The 11,055-nt window shown below is 40.8% G+C and carries 10 protein-coding genes; 8 read left to right on the top strand and 2 right to left on the bottom strand.

Annotation, left to right across the window (positions count from 1 at the left end; translation table 11 throughout):
* Positions 1-38 precede the first annotated feature (38 nt).
* Entirely contained in the window at positions 39-737 is a 699-nt protein-coding gene (locus AC1XUO_RS22165; RefSeq protein ID WP_483331976.1) for an O-methyltransferase, read from the bottom strand.
* A gap of 78 nt (positions 738-815) precedes the next feature.
* Between AC1XUO_RS22165 and AC1XUO_RS22160 the strand changes: the two genes are divergently transcribed.
* The gene (locus AC1XUO_RS22160) at positions 816-2,003 is read left to right on the top strand and encodes a THUMP domain-containing class I SAM-dependent RNA methyltransferase (RefSeq protein ID WP_483331975.1); all 1,188 of its coding nucleotides are present in this window, start codon (positions 816-818) and stop codon (positions 2,001-2,003) included.
* A 230-nt stretch (positions 2,004-2,233) separates the two neighbouring features.
* The gene (locus AC1XUO_RS22155; protein ID WP_483331974.1) at positions 2,234-2,809 is read left to right on the top strand and encodes a hypothetical protein; all 576 of its coding nucleotides are present in this window, start codon (positions 2,234-2,236) and stop codon (positions 2,807-2,809) included.
* Positions 2,810-2,942: 133 nt separating this feature from the next.
* Here AC1XUO_RS22155 and AC1XUO_RS22150 read toward each other — a convergent pair whose 3' ends face one another.
* Positions 2,943-3,212, bottom strand: coding sequence for a hypothetical protein (locus AC1XUO_RS22150; protein WP_483331973.1), 270 nt, complete (start codon positions 3,210-3,212; stop codon positions 2,943-2,945).
* 215 nt (positions 3,213-3,427) lie between these two features.
* Here AC1XUO_RS22150 and AC1XUO_RS22145 point away from each other — a divergent pair, with 215 nt between their 5' ends.
* The 6 genes from AC1XUO_RS22145 to AC1XUO_RS22120 all read left to right on the top strand — a co-directional run bounded on the left by AC1XUO_RS22145 (position 3,428) and on the right by AC1XUO_RS22120 (position 11,019).
* Positions 3,428-3,796, top strand: a complete 369-nt coding sequence (locus AC1XUO_RS22145; RefSeq protein ID WP_483331972.1) for a hypothetical protein — start codon at positions 3,428-3,430, stop codon at positions 3,794-3,796.
* A gap of 209 nt (positions 3,797-4,005) precedes the next feature.
* Positions 4,006-5,613: a hybrid sensor histidine kinase/response regulator gene (locus tag AC1XUO_RS22140; protein WP_483331971.1), complete on the top strand. Its 1,608-nt coding sequence runs from the start codon at positions 4,006-4,008 to the stop codon at positions 5,611-5,613.
* A gap of 4 nt (positions 5,614-5,617) precedes the next feature.
* Positions 5,618-9,226, top strand: coding sequence for a response regulator (locus AC1XUO_RS22135; protein WP_483331970.1), 3,609 nt, complete (start codon positions 5,618-5,620; stop codon positions 9,224-9,226).
* A 47-nt stretch (positions 9,227-9,273) separates the two neighbouring features.
* Positions 9,274-9,639: a response regulator gene (locus AC1XUO_RS22130; RefSeq protein ID WP_483331968.1), complete on the top strand. Its 366-nt coding sequence runs from the start codon at positions 9,274-9,276 to the stop codon at positions 9,637-9,639.
* A gap of 1 nt (position 9,640) precedes the next feature.
* The gene (locus AC1XUO_RS22125) at positions 9,641-10,453 is read left to right on the top strand and encodes a CheR family methyltransferase (RefSeq protein ID WP_483331967.1); all 813 of its coding nucleotides are present in this window, start codon (positions 9,641-9,643) and stop codon (positions 10,451-10,453) included.
* Positions 10,435-11,019, top strand: a complete 585-nt coding sequence (locus AC1XUO_RS22120; protein WP_483331966.1) for a chemotaxis protein CheB — start codon at positions 10,435-10,437, stop codon at positions 11,017-11,019. Before AC1XUO_RS22125 ends, AC1XUO_RS22120 begins: the two co-directional genes overlap by 19 nt.
* The last annotated feature ends 36 nt before the right edge of the window (positions 11,020-11,055 follow it).

Raw genomic sequence — 11,055 nt, 5'->3', positions numbered from 1 at the left:
GAATAAATTCCCAATCAGGCTTTTTGTTTTATAAGGCGTTATATTTTTACGGCAATCACGATTCCGGTCGCCCAAACCTGTTTTGTTAAGACCAGATCTTTCCGCGCTTCCAAATCTTTGATAAGATTTTTTGCTTTTTGGTCATGTCCTTCCGGCCAGTTTGGCTGCGGCATCATGTCATCTATGATATAAATTCCACCTTTGTTCAACATTTCCAAAACCTCGTCGAGAAGTAAATACTTTCCGTGCCAGGTATCGGCAAATATATAGTCAAATCTCATTTCCTGATTATTTTCTACCCATTCTTCCCCATCTGCAAGTACCAAAGCCAGGCGAGAATCTTGTGACAAATACCGATCGGCGATGTCTAAAAACTTCTCGTCATTATCGATTGACAATAACGTAGAATTTCTATCCATACCCGCAAGGATCCACGATGTCGACAATCCTGTACCTGTTCCGAGTTCGAGAAATCTACCAGATGGTTTTGAAGCGGCCAGTGTTTTCAGCAGTGAACAAGTCTGAATATCAGACGCCATGTTGAAGCCAGAGGCTTTGGTAGCCAGATCAATGGCCTCGTATGCACTTGGTAAAGGATTGTTAATTTCCTGTGTCATCAGAAGAATGTTTCGTTCAGATGGAAAAATAGATAAAATTTCATCGAAATCATACGCAACTTCTTCAAATTTTGAAATATTATTGACTTTCAGACGAGAGCCCGCCAATTTTCTATCCAAACATTTACCCTAAATGCATCGATACTCCGTCACGAACCGTTACCTTTGCGGCCTTACTTTTGCATTGATTAGAATTTTATGTCATTATATACCACCGAATCCTCGATTATCATTACCTGCAACAAGCGTCTTGCGCCATATCTGGAACAGGAAGTGAAGGATCTCGGATTTATAATCGAAGAAGCTTTTGTTACTGGTGTTCGCGTAAAAGGAACCATGAACGACTGCATTGTTCTTAACCTGAATTTGTACTGCGCCAGCCAGGTGTTATATAGTTTGGAAAAATTTCAGGCAAATAATCCGGATGAAGTTTATACCCATTTATTAAAAATGGAATGGGAAGACATTCTTCCTGATCCTGGCTATTTTTCAGTCACAAGTAATGTGCAACATCCGACAATAAACAACGGAATGTTTGCCAATTTACGTGTTAAAGATGCTGTTGTGGACCGGCTGAGAGAAAAGCGCGGAACACGCCCGTCAACAGGTTCTGAACTGACAGGTGCGGTTGTACACCTTTTCTGGAAACATGAGAATGCTGAAATCTTTATGGACACTTCCGGGGATTCGCTTGCGCGCCATGGCTATCGAAAAATACCTGGACGGGCGCCGATGTTGGAAGCATTGGCTTCTGCTACAATTCTTGCGAGCCAATGGGACAAAAAGTCTCCTTTTGTTAATCCGATGTGCGGATCGGGCACGCTGGCTATCGAAGCTGCTTTAATTGCGAGTAATACGAGACCGGGATTGTTCCGTGACAATTTCGCTTTTATGCATATTCAGGGTTACGATAAGGAAGTTTATTACAACGAAATGTACAAACTCGAAGATCAGATCGTGGAAGTTCCGGGACTACGGATTCTCGCGACAGATCTGAGTGAGCTTGCAGTCAACAATGCTAAGAAAAACGCGATTGCTGCCGGCGTAGCCGATATGATTGAATTCGGCGTTTGCGATTTTGCTGACACCGAAGTTCCTGAAGGCGCGAAAGGTGTCTTTTTTGTAAATCCGGAATATGGCGACAGACTTGGTGAAATTGATGAACTGGAAGAAACCTATGCGCGGATTGGTGATTTTATGAAGCAGAAATGCAAAGGTTATTTTGGGTACGTTTTCACAGGAAACCTCGATCTCGCCAAAAAAATTGGCCTGAAAGCAAAACGCAGAATTGAGTTTTACACCAGTACGATCGACTGCCGCTTATTGGAATATGAACTGTATGAAGGAACCCGTGCGGTAAAAAACGTGGTTCCGGACTCGATATGACGCAGACCATATCACCAATGGATTTGTATGACAAATTTGCTTTCCGCTGTTGGCAATTGTACAAAATATCATCAATCTGATATCCGATTGCTGAAATCCGATGCAGCGCAAAAGAAATCTTGAAAAGGTCTATACATAACACATTATTTTCCCCGGCACTTCGTTACTATGGAGTTTTCAAAAAAGCGGAAACTTCATACTTTTGTTTTGTGCGTTGTAAAATGGATCCAATGAAAATCAGTTTTGTAATTATCTTCACTTTATTTTGCTTGTCTTCCTGTCAATGGATTGGAAATACGCCAAGCTTTGGAGACGATTATATCACTTATAAAATCAGTAAAGGTAACCACGAAATTGACAATAATTCGAACGGGCTTTTTACAGGAAACGAACTGAAATTTCAGGCAATTTTTGACAGCACATGCATCTATCAGACGGCCAATCCTGGAAACCAGCATGATATTAATAAGCTGCTCGGATTTTCAGATTGCAACACGCAACACCATGAGAACAGTGCACGTTTTGGCTGGAATTGGCGTGAAAATGCCTTGCGGATTTACGCCTACGTATATCTTTCCGGCCAGCGGCAGGAAAAAGAACTTGGAACTGTCGAATTAGGGAAATCGTCGAGTTACAAACTAAGTACATCCAAAAATACTTATGTTTTTGTTTTGAATGGCAACACGACTATTATGCCCCGTCACTGCTCCGGCGGATTGGGAATATCCTACAAACTTCTCCCCTATTTTGGCGGTGATGAGGTCGCTCCTCAGGATATAAATATCAAAATCCGAAATATTGAGTAATTGGTAAAACGGATCATCATAAATATAGCGCCAATCGCTCCTTCTAACGATTAATTGCCCATTTGAAGTTATTTGTAAACAAAAAGAGCAGCCATCTTCATGACCGCTCTTTTCAATTGCTGGGTTACTCAGACTATTCGTCTGAGATACTGACACCTGTATTTATTCTGCTTGCCTTTCTAGCCCGCACAGTGAGCCTTGCTTTAAAATAAGGCTCCTCTTTATTTATTTTTTTTTCCCGACTGCCTGTTCCCGTATTTTCCATTTTTCTTTCCTGGGTATTTGGGTACATTGCTTTGGCAGTCTCATCTCGTTTCCCAGCTTTCATATCCTCAAAAGCACGGGTTGAAATTTTTCGCCTCGTTGTCATATCAAGGCCGCTAAGATGATTTTCTCTGGCCATAATTTTAATAAGTTAACATTTTATATAACTAAAACAATATTCTTGCTTTGTGCCTGTTCACTTACAAACTCCGTTCCACAAAGAAATAAAACTGGATCAGTTTTTTTCCGATTATAAAACTTTGTAACAGAGCTCGTTGCCAAGTCATGACAACGTTTTTATCCTAAATGAGAACGGGAATAAATTCCCCAGTTGTAACCTAAACTGTTAAAAATATGCCGCATCAAATCAAGTTGGACCTGCCATTGCTATCTAAAATACAGGATTTCCTTTTAAAAACTGAGGAAAATAATGAGGACACAGAATATTCCTCAGACCAGGAATATATAGTAAATGCCATCATAGAGCTTGTGAGAGTAAAAGGACGAATGACGATCATGGAAGAATTTGAGAAAAGCTACATTCATCCGCTGATCACAATCCAAAAATGGATTGATGAACTCAAACTCATTACAAATGAAGCGATAAACGATTTTACCTTCGGCAGCAAACATTCGCTTTTCAAGAAAAGGATCACGGAAATGAACGGTTATGATGTGATCCAGTTGATCAAATATCTAAAAGACGACGGATTGATAGCTTAGCAGTCTCAGCGAATTCATGGCTCGTCAAGTTGTTTCAGCGCATTTATTGGCCAGATTTTTCAATAAATCGAAGTTATTGGTATGATATTTACGTATACACCTTTACATTTGAATAATTTAGTTATGAAAAGAATTGATCTTATGAATAAGTTAGATAAAAGTATGGATCCATACTGCCTCTGGTCACTTGAAAAATTCGTCGTCTATCTATGATTCTTATTGTCGACGATAGATCAGAAAATATTCTCCCTTTAAAGAAAATCCTTGAACTGCATAATTTCGAAACTGACAGTGCGGAATCCGGGGAAGAGGCCTTAAAAAAAATCCTTAGCCACAGCTACTCGCTCATCATCCTGGATGTGCAAATGCCTGGTATGGATGGATTTGAGGTGGCAGAAGCCATTTCCGGTTTCAATAAGGCAAAGGATACGCCAATTCTTTTTCTCTCAGCGGTTAATAAGGAGAAGAAATTTATAACGAAAGGATATACATCCGGGGGTATCGACTATTTGACGAAGCCAGTTGATCCGGATATTCTGCTCCTGAAAGTCAAAACTTTCCATAAATTGTACGAACAGCAGCAGCAACTTAAAGCAATCCAGTTATCACTTCAGAGTGAGATTGAAAGCCGCAAGAGGGCACAGGAAGACCTTGCAGCACACATGCAGGAATTGCAGTTCGTACTGGAATCGCTTCCCCAGATCGCTTTTACGATGTCTACTGACGGAAAAATTGAATATGTCAATAAGCACTGGTTTCAATATTCGGAAGACATACAAAATTTATTACAGACACACCCGGAGGATCATCTTTGCGAGACATGGAAAGACTCTTTACGAAACGGTTCAGAGTTTTCGTGCGATCTCAGATTACGTCATATTTCAACCGGAGAATACCGCTATTTTCTTCTGAAAATCATTCCTGTTCTTCAGCAGGGGAATGTGATTCGATGGGTTGGAAGTTATACAGATATTCATCAGCAAAAAATGGCTAATGAGATGCTGGAACAGAAAGTTGAGCAACGAACCAAAGAGCTTGTTTTAAAAAATTCAGAGCTGGAAACGACCAATCATGAACTTCAGCAATTTGCCTGGGTCGTGTCGCACGATCTTAAAGAACCGTTGCGAAAAATTCAGACCTTCAATCACCTTATCAAAGACAAATTTCTGGTTGGTAACAGTGAAGCGGAATCCTATCTGGACAGGTCGATCAGTTCTTCGAAACGGATGTCCAGCCTGATCAGTGATCTTTTGGATTATTCGCGTTTATCCATTTCGGCGAATTTTATCCTGACAAATTTAAATGAACTGATTGACGAGATCCTGGAAGATTTTGAAGAAAATATCCAGGAAAAACGGGCCATAGTCAACGTTGGCCATTTGCCATTGCTGGAAACCATTCCAAGTCAGATCCGCCAGGTTTTCCAAAACCTGATCAGTAATGCGTTGAAATTTTCCAAACCTGATACTTCACCGATGATTTCTATCTCAGGGGAAATTATTGAATACAAAAGCGAAGATTCCCCGGTATCGCCAACCGGAGAGTTCTGCCGAATTACGATCAATGATAATGGAATAGGTTTTGACGAAAAGTTCCTGGACCGGATTTTCGTTATTTTTCAACGACTTAACAATCAAAGTAGTTACGAAGGGACCGGGATCGGTCTGGCCATTGCGAAAAAAATCATGGACAAACACAACGGCATCATTTCAGCAAAGAGCCGTGAACACGAAGGTGCCAGTTTTATATTAATTTTACCTTTAACCCAAAAGGAACAACCATCTAAGTCCTTAAACACGGACGAGCTTTACCAATAATAATATGCCAAACACCTCTTCTGCCAACTCCATCATTAAGCAGTTACAAATTGTCTTTTCGTTTTCAGTGTTGTTATTGGTTCTAAGTCTTAGCGCTTCATTTTACAGCACCCAAAAACTGATCCAAAACTCGAAGCTTGTCAATCATACCAACGAGGTGTTGATAGAAGCCGAGAATATTATGTCCAATATGAAAGATGCAGAAACCGGACAACGTGGCTTTCTTGTGACTTTGGACGAATCTTTTCTGGAACCTTATAATGGGGCCTATGAAAAAACCAACGCTAGTTATAAGGCGCTTGTTGAGCTAACGAGTGATAATCCTGCACAACAGAGAAATTTAGCTGAGGCTAAAAGACTTTATGAAGCGAAGTTTATTCAAATGCAAAAAACCATTGACAGGACAAAACAGAATGACGCATTTGCTTTCAATGTTTCGGAGCGACAGAAGGAAATGATCAAAGGGAAAAAGGTCATGGATCAGCTGCGTAGCGTTGTTCAGCATATCAACGTGGAGGAAAACAGGATTTTAAAAGAGCGCACCGAAGCACAGCAGGTCTACATTACCTACACTCCAATATTGGTTTTATTCGCAGCTTTGATTTCTATCCTGATCACAGGTTTTGCTTATCTCAGGATTAAAAAAGATCTTGACAATCGTATCAGAAAACAAAAAGAGGCGGAGGCGTTATATCAAGAAACCAATCAACGGATAACAGTAATTGAGGGAATTACAAAGATGGTTTCAGAGGGTGATTATACCGTAAGAAGCACAGATAATACCGACGATGAGTTAGGAAGGATTTCGACAGCATTGAATTTTATGACCAATTCCCTTGAACAGACGTTTAAGGATTTGTCCAATAAAAACTGGCTTCAGGCCGGCACCGTCAAACTGAGCGATGCAATTCGCGGCGAACGAATTCTACATAAGCTCGCTGAAAATCTTATTGAAATCATAACGGGTTATATAAACGCTCCGCTCGGAACAGTTTATATTCTGGATAGAGACTGGAATTATAAGTTGGCTGGTTGTTTTGCTGCAACCAATGCGCCGCAATCAATTAAAGGAGGTGAAGGACTTTCCGGACAGGTAATCAAAAGCAAAATGTCGGTTATTATCCGTAATCTGCCTGAAAACTATGTTCAGGTTAATTCGTCAATTGGCCAGACTCCTCCCGTTTGTCTTGTAATTTTGCCTTTAGTTTACGCAAATGAATGTATTGGCGTCATCGAGCTGGGATTGCTTCGCGAGCCAAACGATCTGGAAATGCAATTCCTGACCGGCAATCTTGAAATGCTTTCGATCGGCGTAAATGCTGCTCTGGATTATGTGAAACTTCAGGACTTCCTGGAAGAAACCCAGGCTCAGTCGGAAGAATTACAGACACAGCATAATGAACTTGAAAACCTGAACGCCGAGCTGGAAGCGCAGGCGCAAAAACTTCAGGCATCGGAAGAAGAACTGAGAGTCCAGCAAGAAGAATTACAGCAAACGAATGAAGAACTGGAAGAGCGCAGCGGATTGCTGGAAGAAAAAAATATCGAAATTCAGAAGAAAGCTGAGGAGTTGGAATTGACTACAAGGTACAAGTCCGAGTTCCTGGCCAATATGTCACATGAATTAAGAACACCTCTGAACTCGATCCTGCTTCTTAGCCGTTTACTTGCAGAGAATGACGAGAAAAATCTGAACAGCGATCAGGTGGAATATGCAACGGTCATCCAGTCGTCAGGAAACGGCCTTTTGGGATTGATTGATGAAATCCTGGATCTTTCTAAAATCGAGGCTGGCAAGATGGATCTTGACTATGCCAATGTTTCCATCAAGGATATCGCGGCAGAATTAAACGGACTTTTCAATCCGGTTGCCCGTCAAAAGAATATAGAATTCCGAATTATTATCGAGGATAATATTCCGGCGGTCATCGAGACTGATAAGATGCGTCTTGAACAAATTTTAAAAAACCTGATTTCCAACGCGCTCAAATTTACCTCCAAGGGGTCAGTGGAAATGACGGTAAGGCCGAATCCGGTAAATAAAAATTCGATTTGTTTCGCAATAAAAGATACTGGTATTGGTATTCCTCCCGAAAAGCAGCAATTAATTTTCGAAGCATTTCAACAGGCGGATGGCTCCACCAAAAGAAAGTACGGTGGAACTGGATTAGGACTTTCTATAAGTCGAGAACTTATTAAATTGTTGGGAGGAGAAATATCGCTGACAAGTGTGGTAGATGCCGGGAGTGAGTTTACGTTGTACATTCCGATTTCCCAGTCGGCAGTTTCATCTGAATCTAAAAAAATGAATTTTTTCCAGCCAGCTGAGGAAGAAATTGTCATTAAAAAAGTCGAAAAGCCGGATTACAGATACCTCAGCACCCTTATTCCGGAAGGTATTCCGGACGATCGCAACTCAATTACAGAGAAGGACAAATCCATTCTGATTATTGAAGATGACACAAACTTCGCTAAATCGCTCCTTGACTATACCCGGAAAAAGGGTTATAAAGGTATTGTTGCGGTAAGAGGTGACGAAGGCCTGGAACTTGCCGAGACTTTCAAACCTCTGGGAATTTTGCTTGACATTCAACTGCCGGTCATGAGCGGCTGGGAAGTGATGGACAGACTGAAATCGAATACAAAAACGAGACATATTCCGGTTCATATCATGTCCTCGCATAAACTGAAAAACGAAAGCCTGATAAAAGGCGCCGTCGACTTCATCGATAAACCGATGGCACTGGACAAAATGCAGGAAATATTTAAAAAGATTGAATATGTATTAAGCAGGAAATCGAAAAAAGTGCTTATCGTGGAAGACAACCCGCAACACGCCAAAGCACTCGCCTACTTTCTGGAGACTTTTAATATTAATTCCGAACTTAGGAGCGATGTCTCTGAAGGCATAAAAGCTCTAAAAACCGAGGAGGTCGATTGCGTAATCCTCGACATGGGTATTCCTGATAAGCGTGCCTATGAAATTTTGGAAGAGGCAAAAAAGAATCCAGGATTTGAAAATCTGCCGATCATTATTTTTACCGGAAAAAGTCTGTCGCTCTCCGAAGAACTCCGGATTAAGCAATATGCAGATTCCATTATTGTTAAAACAGCACATTCGTATCAGCGCATGCTGGATGAGGTTTCATTGTTCCTACATGTGGTTGAGGAAAATAAAAAACCTGCTGTTCGTGACGGAGATTTTAAAAAATTAGGAGCACTGGAACAAATTTTGAAAAATAAAACAGTCCTGATTGCAGACGATGATGTGAGAAATATATTTTCTCTCTCCAAGTCGCTGGAAAACTATAAAATGAACGTCATTACGGCACTGGATGGGAAGGAAGCACTACAAAAACTGCACGACAATCCTTCAATTGATGTCGTGTTACTGGATATGATGATGCCACAGATGGACGGTTATGAAACTGCCCGCAGGATACGTGAAAATTATCAATGGAAAAATCTGCCAGTGATCGCGGTGACTGCCAAGGCCATGACCGGAGACAGGGAAAAATGTATTAACGCTGGCGCCTCCGATTATATCACAAAACCGGTGGATATAGACCAGCTTATGTCACTGTTACGCGTTTGGCTCTATGCAAAATCGTAGAAAATACTTAATATGAAAATCTATAAATCCCACCATAATAAAGAAATATGCATAAGAAAAGGGTATTGATCGTTGATGATGATGCCAGAAACATTTTTGCACTTTCAGCTACACTGCGTGCGAAATCATTTGACTGCATTTCATGTTCCGGCGCCCTGGAAGCGTTGGAAATATTAAAAAAAGACGAAGTAATCGATGCCGTACTTATTGATATGATGATGCCGGATATGGATGGATACGAAGCCATACCACTGATCAAGAGTATTGATTCAAGAAGGCAGACGCCTGTAATTGCAGTTACAGCCCAGGCAATGGTTGGTGACCGGGAAAAATGTTTGCAGGCCGGTGCAGATGGTTATATTTCAAAACCAATTAATGTAGACAAGTTGTTGCAATTGCTAAGAGATGTTTGATATGACGATTGAGGATGAGGAAATAGACTTACTTCTAAATGACGTTTTCGAGATTTACGGATACGACTTCAACAGTTATTCCCGGGCTTCGCTAAAAAGGAGGATAATCAGACTATGCGCCTTAGACAAATTCCCAAGTTTTGCAGAATTGCGATACAGAATTCGCACCGAGGAAGATTATTTAAAACGGTTTGTTGAAGAAATTACAGTGAACGTAACAGAAATGTTCCGTGACCCTACGTTTTTTAGAGTTTTAAGAACCGACGTTTTGCCCATTCTTGGCACCAAACCATTCATAAGAATCTGGCATGCGGGTTGTTCCACAGGCGAGGAAGTTTTTTCAATGGCGATTATGTTAAAGGAAGCTGATCTGCTGAAAAAATCATTGCTGTATGCCACTGACCTGAATCCAAGCGTTTTGGAGAAAGTTAGGAAAGGAATTTTTCCAATGACACAAATGAAACAATATTCTGAAAATTATATTGCTTCGGGTGGTAAGAAAGACTTTTCAACTTATTATACTGCAAATTACGGCCAGGCAAAACTTAATCAGGAGTTGTCTGAAAAGATTATCATCTCGACACACAATCTGGTTTCTGACGGGTCTTTTAACGAGTTTGATTTGATTCTATGCCGAAACGTGCTCATCTATTTTGATAAAGATCTTCAGGAGCGCGCTCTCAAATTATTTGATGATAGCCTGGGAACACTGGGTTTTCTCGCATTAGGATCAAAAGAAACACTTAAATTTTCAACCATTCAATCAAGGTTCAGACAGCTGGATAAAGAAAAAATATGGAAGAAAATGATTTAAAAAAAACGTTTAAAGCGATCGTAATCGGCGGTTCAGCCGGAAGCCTTTCTGTGATATTCGAAATGCTTCCTGCCCTGCAGACCAACTTATCAGCAGCTATTATTTTTGTTTTGCATCGCAAAAATTCGGCAGATTCCTCTCTGTCTTCCCTGTTATCAACAAAGACGCAGATTCCAACAAAAGAAGTTGAAGATAAGGATCCATTGATACCAGGGACCATTTACCTTGCGCCTGCTGACTATCATTTATTAATTGAAAAAAACCTCTCTTTTTCCCTCGATTCCTCTGAAAAAATAAATTTCAGCCGACCCAGTATTGACGTAACTTTTGAATCCGCTGCGGATGTTTTTGGCCCGGATCTTATTGCGATCCTGCTCTCTGGTGCGAATGATGATGGGACAGCCGGGCTTTTGGCCGTAAAGAAATCCCATGGCCTGGCAATCGCCCAAAAACCTGAATCTGCTCAAATGCCTTTTATGCCTCAACACGCCATATCCAACATGGACATAGATCTGATTTTAGATGTCAAGGGGATTTCCAACTTCATCAACTCGCTGGCGAAATAGCCCCCAATAACATTCTCAATAAATACATAGAATTCA

The sequence above is a fragment of the Dyadobacter sp. HNCC25DJ186 genome (assembly GCF_056895235.1).
This window is presented reverse-complemented; position numbering and strand designations above follow the sequence as displayed.

What these genes read in the sequence shown, in the direction of transcription:
- AC1XUO_RS22135 (WP_483331970.1), top strand. Translation starts at nt 5,618, where the DNA reads ATGCCAAACACCTCTTCTGCCAACTCCATCATTAAGCAGTTACAAATT.
- AC1XUO_RS22125 (WP_483331967.1), top strand. Translation starts at nt 9,641, where the DNA reads ATGACGATTGAGGATGAGGAAATAGACTTACTTCTAAATGACGTTTTC.
- AC1XUO_RS22130 (WP_483331968.1), top strand. Translation starts at nt 9,274, where the DNA reads ATGCATAAGAAAAGGGTATTGATCGTTGATGATGATGCCAGAAACATT.
- AC1XUO_RS22155 (WP_483331974.1), top strand. Translation starts at nt 2,234, where the DNA reads ATGAAAATCAGTTTTGTAATTATCTTCACTTTATTTTGCTTGTCTTCC.
- AC1XUO_RS22120 (WP_483331966.1), top strand. Translation starts at nt 10,435, where the DNA reads ATGGAAGAAAATGATTTAAAAAAAACGTTTAAAGCGATCGTAATCGGC.
- AC1XUO_RS22145 (WP_483331972.1), top strand. Translation starts at nt 3,428, where the DNA reads ATGCCGCATCAAATCAAGTTGGACCTGCCATTGCTATCTAAAATACAG.
- AC1XUO_RS22160 (WP_483331975.1), top strand. Translation starts at nt 816, where the DNA reads ATGTCATTATATACCACCGAATCCTCGATTATCATTACCTGCAACAAG.
- AC1XUO_RS22140 (WP_483331971.1), top strand. Translation starts at nt 4,006, where the DNA reads ATGATTCTTATTGTCGACGATAGATCAGAAAATATTCTCCCTTTAAAG.
- AC1XUO_RS22150 (WP_483331973.1), bottom strand. Translation starts at nt 3,212, where the DNA reads ATGGCCAGAGAAAATCATCTTAGCGGCCTTGATATGACAACGAGGCGA.